Origin of the sequence: Microbacterium sp. ZW T6_19 (assembly GCF_044987465.1) — a bacterium.
Lineage (GTDB): Bacteria > Actinomycetota > Actinomycetes > Actinomycetales > Microbacteriaceae > Microbacterium > Microbacterium natoriense_A.
Map to the genome: position 1 here is coordinate 24,645 of NZ_JBJDRH010000004.1, position 15,503 is coordinate 40,147.

Sequence of the window (15,503 nt, forward strand, 5' to 3'; positions counted from 1 at the left end):
ATCGGGTGCGTGTCACCCCCAGATTCGGGTGCGGGATTCGGTCCCGTCGAGGCGGCCCTCGCTGCTGCGTGCGACGCGCAGGAGCGCGAGTCCCGCTGCGCCCTGGAGTTCGTGCAGCGCGCACGGGCCGATCAGGCGCTGCCAGTGCCGGTGCAGGAGTTCGGCGTCCGCTCGACGTCGGGCGATCGCGCGGGGGATGGGGAGCAGCGTCCGCCCGGGGGAGAGACGGTCGGCGATGCGCTCGGACAGGCGCATCCTGCCGGATTCCGCGCGTCCGGTCTGCAGCAGGAACCGGGGTGTGCGCACCGGTCCGAACAGCTCCTCGACGGCGCCGGCGACCATCGCCCGATCCCGTTGCTCTCCGCCCACTTCGATGCGTACACGATCACCGTCCTGGCGGAGGGCACGGATCGTTGACTCGTCGATCGGACTGATCCGGCCGGCTTCATGCAGGGTGCGCGCGATCGCGACCGCCGCGTTCCGGTACACCTCGGCCGGTCTGCGACGATCGCGCAACGCCCGACCGAGCACCGGCACCGCGGCGGCCACGGCCGCCCCGACACCGCAGAGGAGCGCGAGTGCGAGGCCGCCGACGAGCGGGATGCTCAGGGCGCCGAGAACGTCCACCAGCGCGACGAGCCCTCCGGCGATCGCCGTGCCCGTGATGAAGGCGCCGATGGAGCCGGCGCCGGCCGCCCGAGCGGTGTGCAGCAGCGGCGCGTGCGGGACGCGCTGAATCCTCACGCTTTCGCGCTCGTGAGAGAGGTACGGCTCGCCGATGCGCCATTGCCGCCGCGTCTGCGTGCGCGTCGGCCGGCTCTCGGCGAGGAACGCCTCGACGTCGGCGACGGACGCGGCCGGGTCCTTGTCGAGGACGCGGTCGAACGCCTGCATGGCGGACGGCGGGAGCGCGTGTCCGAGACCGCTGACGATGCTGCCGTCCCCGTCGGCGCTCGGCCCCCACAGATGGGAGTGCTTGCGACGGAGCCGTCGCGGCTCTGTCGTGTCGTCCAGGTCGACCTGCGAGGGAATGAGGCATGCGACGGACCAGTTGTGAGCGACCTTGTCCGGCCACTCCGGATCGAGACGCAGCGTGCGTCCGCGCAGCTGCTGAGTGGCCGACGAGGTCGCGACGGCCGTGAGGTCGATGAGGGTGTTCACCGCCGGGCAGTCCCAGCCCTCGCCGAGCAGCCCGCGGGTGCCGACCAGGAGCCTGATCCGGCCTCGTCGGATCAACTCGGAGAGCGCGGCGACCATCCGTCCGCTCCCGATGCCGGGGCCGCGCAGTTCGCGCGTCGGGCCCGAGCCCTCCCGCACCAGGACGGGTTCGGCGAGCAGGTCGGTGAGCTCTGCGGCGAGATCCGCGGCATCACCTGCCGAGGCGCGCAAATGCTGCGCGGTGACGAGCACCGGGTTCAGCCTCACCGTCACGGGGTCGGCGGCGAGGAGTTCGAATGCGCGCAATGCGCCTGCCGCAGCATCCCCGATCATCCCGCGGCTGTTGCCGTGCTCGACGAAGTCGGTGACCACGACCGCGCGGACGCGGTCGGCGTCCTCGGACTCGAGCTCGAGGCGGAGGATCTCCACGGCGGCATGATCCTTCGCGGCCGAGTAGGCGAGCGTCGTGTCGAGGGGATCGCGTCCGCGGCGCAGCCCCCGGTCGGTGAGCATGTATCCGAAGTCGGCGAGGGCGCGGCGCACGTAGTCCCACTGGCGATGCGCATCCGGATCCCCGAGCAGTCGGGTCTGCGCGAAACGGGTGAGCACGGTGAGCAGGTCTTCGCTCGTGCAGCGGTCCAGCAGCAGAGGCGGAATCACGGCGAGCAGCGGATGCTGCGGCTGCACGACACGGAGCACCACCGCGCACGAGCGCGTCAGCGGGAAGTCGTTCGCGAAGGCGCGCTCGAGCAGGGCCTCCGCGCCTGCACCCTGCTCGTCCTCGTCTTCGTCTTCGGGTTGCAACTGCCTCTCGAGGTACGACACGGCGTCGGGGGTGGTGAGCAGCTGCATGACGAGGTCGTGCAGTCGTTCCTCGTGGTGACGGATGAACGAGATCTCGGCCGGCGTCGGCTCGATCACCATCACGTGGTCGCGGTAAGGGGCGAGATGGCCCTCCTTCACGACGGCCGGAGTCGGTACCTCATAGTCGACCTCGCCGAGGAGCTGGGTGTAGTTCTCGTACTCCGCCTCGTCGTCGGGCGAGGGCAGCGTCGCCGTGAGCCCGATCAATCGCGGCGATCCGCCTCGCTCGCGGATCCGTCCGGCCAGATAGGCGACGACGAGAGCCCAGTGATCGAGCAGATGGTGGCACTCATCGAGGATCACGGTGCGGACGCCGGCGTCGACGAGCCGGTCGATGAGTGCGACGGCATTCGGGTGCAGCACGCGGGCGAGTTCGTCGGGGTTGCGTCGGGCGAATCGCCTGCGCAGCCGGCGGACCCGGCTGCGGATGCCCGAACGGTAGGCGGCGGGACTGTCGACGGCGAGTTCGGCGAGCCAGGTCGCGGCATCCGCTTCGGTGCGGCCGGTCGCGATGAGCTCCTCGGCCCAGACGGCCCTCGCCAGATCGTCGAAGGGCGAGCCGTCTCCCGTCACACTGAGCAATTGGTACGTCATCACGGTGAGGTCCGAGATCCGCTCCGGGTCGTCGGACACGCTCGCCGGCGTCGGGGCCAAGGACTCCGCCGTGCGCACCCACTGTTGACGGATCGTCACGGTGGGGGCGAGCACGAGAGCGCGATCGCCCTCCCGCGTCGCGAGGAGCAGACCGAGCAGCGTCTTCCCCGAGCCGGGAGGGGCGACGACATGCAGAGGACCGACCGTGCCCACGGGGATCCGCTCGAGCACCTCGGTCTGATAGGTGCGCAGAGTCCCGTCGAACGTCCATCCGAGCAGCGGGGCGGAGGTCGTCGGCAGGTCCATGGCTTCCCCAGTCTGTCAAAGAGCAGGTCCCGGGATCGGCTAGACTTGTCGACGGCTCTCCGCGTGGCGGCATCCAGGCCAATTCCCCCAGGGCGGAAACGCAGCAAGGGTAACCGGGCTCTGCTGGGTGCGCGGAGGGTCATTTTCTTTGCCCACGGGTTTCCGAGCCTGTCGCCTGTGGGCGTCTGAGCCTGTCGAGGGACTCACAGACGCCCCTGGAAGAATCGACCCGTGACCGTCACCGAGCAGCAGGCAACGCCGAGCGCACTCCGCAGATTCGGTGCGCCGATCGCCCTGCTCGCGGTGATGTGGGCCGTGCAACTGGCTGACAGCATCCTGCCCGGGTCCTTCTCCGGCTTCGGGATACGCTCCTGGGATCCGGCCGGTCTGGTCGGCATCCTGTTCGCTCCGCTCCTGCACGCGAGCTGGCCGCACCTGATCGGCAACTCCGTGCCGTTCCTCGTGCTCGGCTGTCTCGTCGCGGCAGAGGGCGCACGTCGGTTCTGGGCCGTGACGGGGATCATCGTCGTGATCGGCGGGGTCGGCACCTGGGTGGTCAACGCCCCGGGGACGCTGACGGTCGGGGCTTCCGGGCTCGTGTTCGGCTACTTCGGCTATCTCGTCGCACGAGTCTTCGCACCGGGGCGGGTCGCGCACCGCGTCCTCTACGCGATCGTCGCGCTCGTGGTCATCGGCGTCTACGGCGCCACCATGCTCACCGGGGTCTTCGCGGCCGGTGCAGGCGTCTCCTGGCAGGGGCACCTGTTCGGTGCGATCGGGGGCGGTTTCGCCGCCTTCGCCGCTCGACGCGCGCCACGACGGGAATGACGGCGCGTCGGCGCCGGGCCGTGAGCAGGCGAAGGCGGCCGAGCAGCCGGCAGCGGGCGCGGAAGCGGATGCAGAGGCGCCGGATGCTGCGTCGCATCGGCGTGTCCGCCGCCGTGGTCGCCGTCGTCGCGGGCGTCGCGGTGCTCGCGGCACCGGGACTGGCATCCTGGGCTCCGGAGCTGATGGCGGCGCCGACCTATTGCGCCGCCGACCCCGCCGAGCTCGCCGACGCCGACATCGAGGGCTGGGGCGGCGAGCAGCTGCAGAACGCCGCAGCGATCATGACGACGGCATCCGCTCTGGGCTTCGGGAGGGACGGACAGATCCTCGGCGTGATGACCGCGATGGGCGAGAGCAGCCTGCGCAACATCGACTACGGCGACTGGGAGACGACAGGGTTCACGAACCCCGACGGCTCCCGGACCACGAGCATCGGCCTGTTCCAGCAGCAGGACTGGTGGGGGAGCGTCGAGGAGCGGATGGACCCCGCGACGGCGGCCACCCTGTTCTACCGGAAGCTCTCGACCCTGCCCGACTGGCCGCAGCTGCCGCCTTCGCACGCGATCCACCGCGTGCAGGTGAACACCGATGCCGACTACTACTCGCGGTACCAGGATGACGCGGCGGCCGTGGTCGACGCGCTGACGAGCGGATGCTGAGCCCCCGCAGGCCTTCCGGGCGCAGTTTCTGCCGCTCGCACAGCCAATCGGCGGCGCGAACTGCGACCGGAACGCTGAGGAATCCCGCGACGGCGGCACGACGTGCGACGGGAGCGTCGCAGGGCCGGGCCGCCTAGGCTGAACCCATGGCGCGGAGCATCTACATCACCTCGGCCGAAGGTCACACCGGCAAGTCGACGATCGCGCTCGGAGTGCTCGACGCGCTCATGCGGGTGACACCGCGAGTCGGCGTGTTCCGCCCGATCGCCCGGTCGGTGGTGGAGCGCGACGAGATCCTCGAGCTGCTGCTCGCCCACGACGGCGTGCAGCTCGACTACGACGACTGCGTCGGCGTGAGCTACGACGACGTGAGAGACGACCCCGACCGCGCGTTGTCGACGATCGTCGCTCGTTTCAAGGCCGTCGAAGCCCAGTGCGATGCGGTCGTGATCGTCGGCAGCGACTACACCGATGTCGCGAGCCCCGCCGAACTCGGATTCAACGCGCGCATCGCCGCGAACCTCGGGGCCCCGGTGCTGCTGGTGCTCTCCGGCCGAGACCAGCAGCGGCAGGCCGAGCAGCTCGGCACCACGACGGCGCGCACAGCATCCGCCGTCGGCCAGATCGCCTCCCTCGCGCTCGCGGAGCTCGAAGCGGAGCGCGCCGAGCTCTTCGCGGTCATCGTGAATCGGGCGGCCCCTGATGCGCTCGCCGAGGTCTCCGCCGCGGTGGCGTCCGTGCGTCCCGCCCGCGACATGTCGGTGTGGGCGATCCCCGAAGACCGCACGCTCGTGGCGCCCTCGATCCGCGGCATCCTGGCGGCCGTGGACGGCCGGCTCCTGAAGGGCGATCCCGACCGACTCGACCGCGAGGCTCTCACGATCGTGGTCGCCGGCATGTCGATGGTGAACGTGCTGCCGCGCATCACCGAGGAGGCTGTCGTCGTGATCCCCGCCGACCGCACCGAGGTGCTGCTGGCGACGCTCCTCGCCGATGCCTCCGGCACCTTCCCCCGCGTCGCGGGCATCATCCTCAACGGTCCGTTCCCGCTGCCGGAGCCCATCGTGCAGCTCCTCGACGGGTTCGCCTCCACCGCCCCGATCATCACGACCGATCTCGGCACCTACGACACCGCCGTCCGCGTCATGAACGCCCGTGGCCGCATCTCGCCCGAGTCGCGCACCCGCTACGACCGGGCGCTCGGTCTCTTCCAGGCGCACGTCGACATCACCGATCTCACCACGCAGCTGGGCCTCGCCGAGTCGACCGTCGTGACGCCGCTCATGTTCGAGTACGGCCTGATCGAGCGCGCCCGCGCCGATCGACGGCGGATCGTGCTCCCCGAGGGCGACGACGACCGCATCCTGCAGGCTGCGGCCACGCTGCTCGCCCGAGAGGTCGCCGACCTGACGATCCTCGGCGACGAGGCGGCGATCCGCGCGAGGGCGGTCGAGCTGGGGGTCGACATCAGCGCGGCGCAGGTGCTGAGCCCCAACGACCCCGCCATGGTCGAGCGCTTCGCCGCCGAGTATGCGCGGCTGCGAGCGCACAAGGGCATCACTCTCGCTCAGGCCGCCGACACCGTCACCGACGTCTCGTACTTCGGCACGATGATGGTGCACCTCGGGCTCGCCGACGGCATGGTCTCGGGTGCCGCGCACACCACCGCGCACACGATCCGTCCCTCGTTCGAGATCATCAAGACGAAGCCGGGCGTGAACGTCGTGTCGAGCGTGTTCCTGATGGCGCTCGCCGACCGCGTGCTCGTGTACGGCGACTGCGCGGTCATCCCCGACCCGACCAGTGAGCAGCTCGCCGACATCGCGATCTCGTCGGCGGCGACCGCTCGGCAGTTCGGCATCGAACCACGGGTCGCGATGCTGTCGTACTCGACGGGGGAGTCGGGAACGGGAGCCGACGTCGACAAGGTCAGGGCGGCGACCGCACTCGTGCACGAGAGGGCGCCCGAGCTCCTGGTCGAAGGGCCGATCCAGTACGACGCCGCCGCAGACGCGGCCGTCGCCAAGGCGAAGCTCCCCGGATCCGAGGTCGCCGGACGCGCGACCGTGTTCGTCTTCCCCGATCTCAACACCGGCAACAACACGTACAAGGCGGTGCAGCGGTCGGCCGGGGCCGTCGCGATCGGGCCGGTGCTGCAGGGACTCAACAAGCCGATCAACGACCTGTCGCGCGGCGCTCTCGTCGACGACATCGTGAACACCGTGGCCATCACCGCCATCCAGGCACAGGGGCAGGAATCGTGAGCGCCATCCTCGTCATCAACAGCGGTTCGTCCTCGTTGAAGTACAGCCTGATCGACATCGCGCACGAGCACGAGCTCGCGAACGGTCTGATCGAGCGGATCGGCCAGGACCTCAGCCCGGTCGAGCACAAGGTGCGACCACAGGCGGGGGCGGATGCCGTCGTCACGATGCTCGATGCGACGTACCCCTCCGAGCGCGCGGTCGCCGATCACGATGCTGCCTTCGCGGTGATGCTGGAGCAGTTCGCAGAACACGGGCCCTCGCTCGAGGAGCATCCGCCCGTGGCCGTCGGGCATCGCGTCGTGCACGGCGGGGCGCGCTTCTTCGCTCCCACCCTCATCGACGACGACGTCGAGCGCCAGATCGCGGAGCTCTCGGTGCTGGCCCCGCTGCACAACCCCGCCAACCTCGCGGGTATCGTCGCGGCACGAGCGGTGTTCGGCGACGTGCCCCACGTCGCCGTGTTCGACACGGCGTTCCATCAGACGCTGCCGCCCGCCGCCTACACCTACGCGATCGACGCCGAACTCGCCCGCGAGCACCGGGTGCGTCGCTACGGGTTCCACGGCACCAGCCATCAGTACGTGAGCGAGTCGGCCGCCGCGTTCCTCGATCGCGATCTCTCCGAGCTGCGCCAGCTCGTGTTCCATCTCGGTAACGGCGCTTCGGTCACCGCGATCGACGGCGGCCGCTCGGTGGAGACCTCGATGGGGCTCACTCCGCTGGAGGGATTGGTCATGGGCACGCGGTCGGGCGACATCGACCCCGCAGCCTTGGTGCATCTCTCCCGCCGTGCGGACCTCTCGATCGACGATCTCGACGCGCTTCTGAACACGAGCAGCGGGCTCAAGGGCCTCGCCGGGCGCAGCGACATGCGAGACATCCTCGCCGGGCGAGAGCAGGGGGATGCCGCTGCGACGCTGGCCTTCGACGTCTACGTCCACCGGCTGCGCGCATACGCCGGCGCGTACATCGCTCAGCTGGGCGGGGTGGACGTCATCTCGTTCACGGCGGGGGTCGGCGAGAACGCGGCAGCCGTGCGTGCGGAGGCTATGGCGACGCTGGGCTTCGCCGGCGTGGAGATCGATCACGACCGCAACACGGCGCGAGAGCGCGGAATCCGCAGAATCTCGACCGATGCCTCGCGCGTGACCGTGCTCGTCGTGCCGACCAACGAAGAGCTGCAGATCGCCCGGCAGACCGCTTCGCTGCTCTGATCGCGCGGCATGGTGCCTCCGCCACTGGTGCGACTGCCTTCGGTGGGCGGTTGCGCGTGAGGCGGGGTCGACTCGCGGATGCTCGCCTGAGGCGCGACCGCGCGGCCGGGTCGGTCACAGAAGTGGTGGAATGCGGGGTACGAAGTCGCCACTCATGTGACCGCGCAGCGAGGCTGGTCGCGAAAGTGGTGGGGATGCCGGGCGTAGGGCCGCCGTTCATGTGACCACATGGGGTTACCTCCGCACGCGCCGCGCGACTACGCTTGCACCGTGGCACGGAGAGGTGCCGAACCCCCCTCGTCCTTCTCCCGGAGGTTCCTGTGCCTGACGCTCTTCCCGATCTGCTCGGCGCCGAGGGCGTGCTCTTCGATCTCGACGGTGTGCTCACGCCCACTGCCGAGGTGCACATGCGAGCGTGGAAGGCCGTCTTCGACGACGTCTTCGCCGCCTGGCAGATCGAGCCCGCCTACACGGATGCCGACTACTACGACTACGTCGACGGCAAGAAGCGCTACGACGGCGTCGCGAGCCTGATGCACAGCCGCAACGTCGAGGTGCCGTGGGGGAGCGTCGACGATCCGCCCGAGGCGCAGACGATCTGCGGCATCGGCAATCGCAAGAACGCCGCCTTCGCCGCCTCGTTGCGCAGCCAGGGCATCGCCCCCTATCCCGGTTCGCTCGCGCTCCTCGAGAAGCTGCGCTCGGCCGGGGTGCCGCTCGGCGTCGTCTCCAGCTCCAAGAACGCCGAGGAGGTGCTGGCCGCTGCCGGCATCCGTTCGTTCTTCTCCGTCGTCGTCGACGGAGTGGTCGCCGAGAACGACGGGCTCGCATCGAAACCCGCCCCCGACATGTTCGCCGCCGGCGCCGCCGCGCTCGAGGTCGACCCCGAGCTCAGCGCGGCTGTCGAGGACGCGACCTCCGGAGCGGCCTCCGCGGCCGCCGCCGGCTTCGCCACCGTGGTCGGCGTCGACCGCGGCACCGGCGCCGATGCGCTGCGCGCCGCAGGCGCCACCGTGGTCGTGAACGATCTCGACGCCTTCCTGACCGCATCCGACTCCGCATCCGACTCCGAGGAGACCGCATGATCGACCGCGACCGCTTCCCCGTCGACCCCTGGCGCCTGATCGAGACGCGCTACACCGAAGACGGGGTCGGCGAGACGCTGTTCGGCGTCGGCAACGGCTACCTCGGGCTCCGCGGCAACCACATCGAGGGCCGCGGCGCGCACGAGCACGGCACCTTCATCAACGGCCTGCACGAGACCTGGCCCATCCGCCACGCCGAGCAGGCCTACGGCTTCGCCGAGGTGGGGCAGACGATCGTCAACGCCCCTGACGCCAAGGTCATGCGCGTGTACGTCGACGACGAGCCGATCTCGTTCGACGATGCGGACGTGCGCGAGTACCGCCGAACCCTCGACATGCGCACGGGAGTGCTCGAGCGCGTCGTCGTGTGGGAGACGCCGTCTGGCAAGCGCGTGCGCATGCGCGACGAACGCATCGTCAGCTTCGCCGAGCGGCATCTGGCCGTCCTGAGGCTGGAGGTCGTGGTCGAGAACTCCGACGCCCCTGTGACGATCAGCTGCCAGCTGCTGAACCGTCAGGACGGCGCGGGCGTCTACGCCGGCACGCCCGTCGAGGCCCAGGGAGCCGGGTTCGACCCGCGGAAGGCAGAGAAGATCGCCGACCGCGTGCTCCAGCCCGCCGAGCACTGGCAGGACGGCCTCCGCTCGGCTCTGTCGTATCGGGTCGCGGCATCGGGGATGACGGTGGCGGTCGTCGCCGATCACGTCATCGAGACCGAGAACGAGTACAGCGCCCGCACCCTGATCGAGGCGGACATCGCGAAGAACGTGTTCCGTGTGCAGGCGAAGGCCGGCGTGCCGATCACGGTCACCAAGCTCGTCAGCTATCACACCTCGCGCGGTGTGCCGCCGCGGGAGCTCGTCGACCGCTGCCGCCGCTCCCTCGACAGGGTCGTGGTCGAGAGCGTCGACGTGCAGTTCCAGCGCCAGGCCGAATGGCTCGCGGAGTTCTGGGAGCGCAGCGACGTGCAGATCGACGGCCACGACGATCTGCAGCAGGCGACCCGCTGGTGCCTGTTGCAGCTCGCGCAGGCCTCCGCCCGCTCGGACGGCACCGGAGTGGCGGCCAAGGGCGTCACGGGTTCCGGCTACAGCGGACACTACTTCTGGGACACCGAGATCTACGTGCTCCCGTTCCTCACCTACACGTCGCCGCAGTGGGCGCGCAACGCGCTCCGCGCCCGGGTGCTGATGCTGCCGGCCGCCAGGCGACGTGCGGCGCAGCTGAACGAGGCGGGGGCCCTGTTCCCGTGGCGCACGATCAACGGCGAAGAGGCCTCGGCGTACTACGCGGCGGGCACGGCTCAGTACCACATCAACGCCGACGTGAGCTTCGCGCTCGGCAAGTACGTGCGGGCGACCGGCGACGAGGAGTTCCTGCGCCGCGAGGGTGCGGAGATCGCGATCGAGACCGCCCGGCTGTGGGCGACCCTCGGATTCTGGCGCACCTCGAGGGATGTGACGAACCGAGCGGATGTCGACGGCATCTCGACGTTCCACATCCACGGCGTGACCGGCCCCGACGAGTACACGACGGTCGTGAACGACAACCTGTACACGAACGTGATGGCGCGCTACAACCTCCGCTACGCGGCCAAGGTCGTGCACGAGATCGCGGAGAGGCACCCGGAGGACTTCGCCCGGCTCGTGGAGCGCACAGGGCTCCGCCCCGAGGAGGCCGACGAGTGGGAGCGGGCGTCCGAGGCGATGTTCATCCCGTACAGCGAAGCCCTCGGCATCCATCCGCAGGACTCGCTGTTCCTCGAGCGCGAGGTGTGGGATCTCGCCCACACGCCCGACTCGCAGCGCCCGCTGCTGCTGCACTTCCACCCGCTCGTGATCTATCGCTTCCAGGTGCTCAAGCAGGCCGACGTCGTGCTCGCGCTCTTCCTGCAGGGCAACCACTTCACGGCTGAGGAGAAGCGTGCCGACTTCGACTACTACGACCCGCTGACCACGGGCGACTCGACCCTGTCGGCTGTCGTCCAGTCGATCCTCGCGGCGGAGGTGGGCTACCAGGATCTCGCCCTCGAGTACTTCGCCCAGTCGATCTTCGTCGACCTGCACGACCTGCACCACAACGCCGCAGACGGTGTGCACGTGGCATCGGCCGGCGGCGTGTGGACCGCGCTGGTGAGCGGGTTCGGCGGCATGCGCGATTACGCGGGGGAGCTCAGCTTCGATCCGCGCCTTCCCGCCGACTGGCCGAGGCTGTCTTTCCCGCTGCAGTGGCAGGGCTCGGCCGTGCAGGTCACGGTGACCCGCGGCGCGCTGACGGTCGAGGTGCGCTCGGGGGAACCGGTGCCGTTCACGGTGCGCGGAGACGCCTACATCGCCGTCGCGGGCGACCCCCTGGTCGTCCCGCTCGCAGACCAGGGTCCGGTCATCCCCGGCCGTCCCACGCTGCGCCAGTTCGAGGACGCGCTGCGCGAGGACGGCACGCCGCTGTCGGCATCCGTCCCCGTCATCACGACCGCGATCCCGATCATCGGGGCTGACCCGATCGACTGACCTGCCATGTCGCCGAGACCCCGTCCTGTGGCCGAGACCCAGTCTCAGCAACGCCACAAGGGCGGGGTGTCGGCGCCGACCAGGGGTTTCGGCGAGGTGGTGGGAACTGTCGTCTCCCGGGCCGACCGCAACGTCGGCGGCACGCCGTAGGCTGTCATGGTGACTACAGCCCTCTACCGCCGCTACCGGCCCGAGTCCTTCGGCGAGATGATCGGGCAGTCCCAGGTGACCGATCCGCTGATGACCGCGCTGCGCGGAGACAGGGTCGGTCATGCGTACCTCTTCTCGGGCCCTCGCGGCTGCGGCAAGACGACCTCGGCGCGCATCCTCGCGCGGTGCTTGAACTGCGCCGAAGGTCCGACCGACGTGCCCTGCGGCACCTGCCCGAGCTGCGTCGAGCTCTCACGCGCCGGTGGCGGATCGCTCGACGTGGTCGAGATCGATGCCGCGAGCCACAACGGCGTCGACGACGCCCGCGACCTGCGCGAGCGGGCGACCTTCGCCCCCAGCCGTGATCGCTACAAGATCTTCATCCTCGACGAGGCTCACATGGTGACGCCGCAGGGATTCAACGCCCTGCTGAAGCTGGTCGAAGAGCCGCCCGAACACGTCAAGTTCATCTTCGCGACGACCGAGCCCGAGAAGGTGCTCGGCACCATCCGCTCGCGCACGCACCATTATCCGTTCCGGCTGGTGCCGCCGGCAGCGATGCTCGAGTACGTCGAGAAGCTGTGCACTGAAGAGGGCGTGGTCGTCGAGCAGGGCGTGCTGCCGCTCGTCGTGCGCGCCGGTGGTGGCTCTCCCCGTGACACCCTGTCTCTGCTCGACCAGCTGATCGCAGGTTCCGATTCGCCCGCAGGTTCCGACGTCGTCGAGGTCAAGTACGAGCGCGCAGTCTCTCTGCTGGGGTACACCCACGCGACCGTGCTCGACGAGATCGTCGACGCGCTCGCTGCCGGCGATGCCGCCGCGGCGTTCCCCGCGATCGACAAGGTCGTGCAGACCGGTCAGGACCCGCGGCGATTCGTCGACGACCTGCTCGAACGGCTGCGCGACCTCATCGTCATAGCCGCCGTGGGGGCAGGCGCCGCCGCCGTTCTGCGCGGTGTCGCCGCCGACGAGCTCGAGCGCATGCGCGGGCAGGCGGCGGTCTTCGGAGGTGCGCGGCTCTCGCGCACAGCCGACATCGTGAGCGCCGCGCTCGACGACATGTCGGGGGCCACGTCGCCGCGCCTGCATCTGGAACTGCTGGTCGCGCGCGTGCTCGCCTCGGGAGCAGATGCCTCCTCCGCGCCTGCTGTCGCCTCTTCCGGGGTCACCTCTCCCGTCGACGCGCCTGCTGCCTCTCCGGTCGCCCCGCGAGGGAGCGCAGCGACCGATACGGAACGCGCCGTTCCTGCCGCGACTCCCTCGTCGACGGCTCCGGCATCCGCGTCCGGTGAGCCCTCACCCGCTTCGCCTGCACCGGCACCGGCTCCCTCCGGCCCGGTGACGCTCGACCGCATCTCGGCGTCGTGGTCGGCCATCCTCAAGCGCCTCGAAGACATCAGCCGCACGTCATGGTTGCTGGCGACCGCGGTTCAGCCGCTCGCGTACGACACCGAAGGCGAGGTGCTGACGCTCGGATTCACGAGCCAGCACGACGTCCAGAAGTTCAAGGGCACGGTCCCGGGTTCCGGGCCATCCGATCACCTGCGCACCGCGATCGAGCACGAGCTCGGCATCAAGGTGAAGTACCGTCCGGCCCCGATGCCGGCCGGGGGCGCACCGCGCCAGCCCTCGGCGTCCGCGCCCTCCACAGGTGACGCGCCCTCCACATCGGAGCCTGCGTCAGCGCGGTCTCCCCGCCCGCAGTCCCGTTCCGAGTCTTCAGCGCCCGTGACGGAGTGGGCGGTCGCGTCGATACCGGCGGCCATGCCGACTGCCGCGACTTCCGGGCGGTCGGCGGAGCCCAGCGCCGACTCTGCACCGATTGCAGGCGCGGAATCCGGCGTGCCTGTCAGCACGTCTGCGGGTTCGGGGTCCGCGTCTGCGCCGGAGACCTCGCTCCCGTCGGGCACCGCTGTGCGGTCGGATGCTTCCGCCCCGGCCGCCCCGCGGAGTGGCGAACAGGCCGCGGCGCAGCCTGCCTCCGTCGTCGTCGACGATGCGCCGCCCTTCGACGATGAACCGCCGTACTTCGACGACGAGCCGCCATACGATCCCGCATACGAGCCGGCTGCCGTGCCATCCGCTCCGGCGGCCTCTGTTCGGGCGGCGGCTTCGACACCAGCATCCGCTCCGGCGACAGCATCCGCCCCTGCGCCTTCTGCGCCGGCCCGCCCGCAGTCCGCTCCGGTGCTGACCGAGCGCACCCCGGCAGGGGGAGTGCAGCGTTACGGCGAGGCCGTGATCCGCCAGGTGCTCGGCGCGACCTTCGTGCGCGAAGAGCCCTACGAGCCCCCGACGAGGTTCTCCTGATGTACGACGGAATCGTCCAAGAGCTGATCGACGAGTTCGGCCGGCTCCCCGGCATCGGACCGAAGTCGGCACAGCGCATCACGTTCCACATCCTGCAGACTCCGACGTTCGATGTCGCGCGTCTCGCCGAGCTCCTCTCCGACATCCGCACGCGCGTGCGGTTCTGCGAGGTGTGCGGCAACGTCGCCGAGCAGGACCGGTGCGCGATCTGCCGTGATCCTCGGCGCAACCCCGCACTGATCTGCGTCGTCGAGGACGCGAAGGACGTCGCGGCGATCGAGCGGACCCGCGAGTTCCGCGGGCTCTACCACGTGCTCGGCGGCGCGATCAGCCCGATCGCGGGCGTGGGCCCCGACGATCTGCGCATCGCCCAGTTGATGACGCGCCTGGCCGACGGAACGGTGCAAGAGGTCATCCTGGCGACGAACCCCAATCTCGAGGGCGAGGCGACCGCGAGCTACCTCAGCCGCCTGCTGACCACCATGCAGATCACGGTCTCCCGACTGGCATCCGGACTCCCCGTCGGCGGCGATCTCGAATACGCCGACGAGGTCACCCTCGGCCGTGCCTTCGAGGGCCGGCGCGTCCTGTGATCGCGCAGTCCGGCTTCACGCGCCGAGGCTGGTTGCTCTTCGCGGCCATGTGCCTGCTGTGGGGCGTTCCGTACCTGTTCATCAGTGTGGCCGTCGAGTCGTTCTCGCCGCCCGCCATCGTCGCGGGCCGTACTCTCATCGCCGCCCTCCTGCTGCTGCCCTTCGCGATCCGTTCCGGGGCGCTGCGGCCTGCTCTCAAGATGTGGCCCTGGGTGCTCGCCTTCGGACTGGTCGAGATGGCCGGACCCTTCGTGCTGCTCGGGCACGCCGAGATGACTCTGCCCTCGGGTATGACGGGACTGCTCGTCGCCACCGTGCCGTTGTTCGCGGCGCTGATCGCCCTCGGGGGCGGCGACAGGGCAGTGCTTCGCCCGGCTCGCGCGATCGGCCTGGTGATCGGCTTCATCGGCGTCGCGATCGTCGTCGCGGGCCCCGGACTGTTCGGCGGAGATGTGAGCCTGCTCGCGGCCGGAGAAGTCCTGCTCGTCGCCGTGCTCTACGCGATCGCGCCGTTCATCGTCGCTCGCAAGCTCGGCGACGTGCCCTCGCTCGGCACGATCACGCTGTCGCTGATGATGATCGGCATCCTGTATCTGCCCATCGGCCTGCTCACCCAGCACCAGGTGCCCACTCTGCCGTCGATCGGAGCGATGCTCACGCTCGCGGTGATCTGCACGGCCGTCGCGTTCCTCGTGTTCTTCGCCCTGATCCGCGAGGTGGGGCCGGTGCGCGCCCCGCTGTTCACATACGTCAATCCGGTCGTCGCGATCATCCTCGGCGCGATCGTGCTCGCCGAGCCGCTGACACCGGGCCTCCTGATCGGATTCCCGCTGATCATCGCCGGATGCTGGTTCGCCGGCACCGGCGGACGGCTCCGCCCCACAGCATCCGCTCCGGCACCGCTGCCGCCCGCGCCCTGACGCGCGACGCCGCGCACCCGTTCGCCCTCGGGCCCGCAGCCCCCG

Annotated in this window: 11 protein-coding genes and 1 other RNA gene; 11 read left to right on the forward strand and 1 reads right to left on the reverse strand. The window is 70.1% G+C overall.

The window, feature by feature from the left end; all coding sequences use genetic code 11:
- Window positions 1–12 precede the first annotated feature (12 nt).
- Window positions 13–2,922 carry a DEAD/DEAH box helicase family protein gene (locus ACI3KT_RS07135; RefSeq protein WP_404903354.1) on the reverse strand — a complete coding sequence of 970 codons (2,910 nt, stop codon included), beginning with the start codon at window positions 2,920–2,922 and terminating at the stop codon, window positions 13–15.
- Between the two features lie 50 nt (window positions 2,923–2,972).
- Between ACI3KT_RS07135 and ffs the strand changes: the two genes are divergently transcribed.
- From ffs to ACI3KT_RS07190, 11 genes are all read left to right on the forward strand, one after another.
- An RNA gene (ffs, locus tag ACI3KT_RS07140) (signal recognition particle sRNA small type) lies at window positions 2,973–3,069 on the forward strand.
- A gap of 84 nt (window positions 3,070–3,153) precedes the next feature.
- Entirely contained in the window at window positions 3,154–3,750 is a 597-nt protein-coding gene (locus ACI3KT_RS07145; protein ID WP_404903356.1) for a rhomboid family intramembrane serine protease, read from the forward strand.
- Between the two features lie 83 nt (window positions 3,751–3,833).
- Complete coding sequence (locus ACI3KT_RS07150; RefSeq protein WP_404903357.1) at window positions 3,834–4,409, forward strand: hypothetical protein; 576 nt, start codon at window positions 3,834–3,836, stop codon at window positions 4,407–4,409.
- Window positions 4,410–4,555: 146 nt separating this feature from the next.
- Window positions 4,556–6,673: a phosphate acetyltransferase gene (gene pta / locus ACI3KT_RS07155; RefSeq protein ID WP_404903359.1), complete on the forward strand. Its 2,118-nt coding sequence runs from the start codon at window positions 4,556–4,558 to the stop codon at window positions 6,671–6,673.
- Entirely contained in the window at window positions 6,670–7,890 is a 1,221-nt protein-coding gene (locus ACI3KT_RS07160; protein ID WP_404903361.1) for an acetate/propionate family kinase, read from the forward strand. Before pta ends, ACI3KT_RS07160 begins: the two co-directional genes overlap by 4 nt.
- A 320-nt stretch (window positions 7,891–8,210) precedes the next feature.
- Window positions 8,211–8,975 (forward strand): beta-phosphoglucomutase family hydrolase, encoded by a 765-nt coding sequence (locus ACI3KT_RS07165; protein WP_292910219.1) that lies wholly within the window; start codon window positions 8,211–8,213, stop codon window positions 8,973–8,975.
- Window positions 8,972–11,485, forward strand: coding sequence for a glycoside hydrolase family 65 protein (locus ACI3KT_RS07170; RefSeq protein ID WP_292910221.1), 2,514 nt, complete (start codon window positions 8,972–8,974; stop codon window positions 11,483–11,485). Before ACI3KT_RS07165 ends, ACI3KT_RS07170 begins: the two co-directional genes overlap by 4 nt.
- Window positions 11,486–11,491: 6 nt before the next feature.
- Entirely contained in the window at window positions 11,492–11,635 is a 144-nt protein-coding gene (locus ACI3KT_RS07175) for a hypothetical protein (protein ID WP_404903362.1), read from the forward strand.
- A gap of 6 nt (window positions 11,636–11,641) precedes the next feature.
- Entirely contained in the window at window positions 11,642–13,945 is a 2,304-nt protein-coding gene (locus ACI3KT_RS07180) for a DNA polymerase III subunit gamma and tau (protein WP_404903364.1), read from the forward strand.
- Window positions 13,945–14,538, forward strand: coding sequence for a recombination mediator RecR (recR, locus tag ACI3KT_RS07185; protein ID WP_292910227.1), 594 nt, complete (start codon window positions 13,945–13,947; stop codon window positions 14,536–14,538). Before ACI3KT_RS07180 ends, recR begins: the two co-directional genes overlap by 1 nt.
- Complete coding sequence (locus ACI3KT_RS07190) at window positions 14,535–15,458, forward strand: DMT family transporter (RefSeq protein ID WP_404903365.1); 924 nt, start codon at window positions 14,535–14,537, stop codon at window positions 15,456–15,458. The genes recR and ACI3KT_RS07190 overlap by 4 nt, the downstream gene beginning before the upstream one ends.
- Window positions 15,459–15,503 lie beyond the last annotated feature (45 nt).

Bases quoted from the DNA above. Each gene is read 5' to 3' on its own strand.
- ACI3KT_RS07150 (WP_404903357.1), top strand. From the start codon at position 3,834: ATGCTGCGTCGCATCGGCGTGTCCGCCGCCGTGGTCGCCGTCGTCGCG.
- ACI3KT_RS07180 (WP_404903364.1), top strand. From the start codon at position 11,642: ATGGTGACTACAGCCCTCTACCGCCGCTACCGGCCCGAGTCCTTCGGC.
- ACI3KT_RS07175 (WP_404903362.1), top strand. From the start codon at position 11,492: ATGTCGCCGAGACCCCGTCCTGTGGCCGAGACCCAGTCTCAGCAACGC.
- ACI3KT_RS07135 (WP_404903354.1), bottom strand. From the start codon at position 2,922: ATGGACCTGCCGACGACCTCCGCCCCGCTGCTCGGATGGACGTTCGAC.
- recR (WP_292910227.1), top strand. From the start codon at position 13,945: ATGTACGACGGAATCGTCCAAGAGCTGATCGACGAGTTCGGCCGGCTC.
- pta (WP_404903359.1), top strand. From the start codon at position 4,556: ATGGCGCGGAGCATCTACATCACCTCGGCCGAAGGTCACACCGGCAAG.
- ACI3KT_RS07170 (WP_292910221.1), top strand. From the start codon at position 8,972: ATGATCGACCGCGACCGCTTCCCCGTCGACCCCTGGCGCCTGATCGAG.